This is a genomic window from Desemzia sp. FAM 23990, assembly GCF_045528485.1.
Classification (GTDB): Bacteria; Bacillota; Bacilli; order Lactobacillales; family Carnobacteriaceae; genus Desemzia.
Window position 1 is genome coordinate 1 of sequence record NZ_JBGQQW010000088.1, and the last position, 255, is coordinate 255.

The following is a 255-nucleotide window of genomic DNA, read 5'->3' on the forward strand; positions in this document are numbered from 1 at the left end:
TGGAAGTGTTGGTCAATCAACCTGAGGCAACTTATGTATTCGATCGTGGTTACCTAGATTTCGAACGAATGGATAAAATGCACTGGAATGGTTATTTCTTTGTGACGAGAATCAAAAAGAATACAAAAGTTCATGTTTTGGAAACATTAGCAGCTTCCAAAGAAGACTCTATTATCAGCGACCAATTGGTCGCATTAGGTGCTCAAAACTATCTAACTTCCCGATTTCGTTTAGTGACTATTCAAGATCAAAAAG

The 255-nt window shown here is 37.3% G+C and carries 1 pseudogene; it reads left to right on the forward strand.

The window, feature by feature from the left end:
• Positions 1-255 (forward strand): annotated as a pseudogene (locus ACEN4I_RS13580) (IS4/IS5 family transposase); the annotation flags it as partial.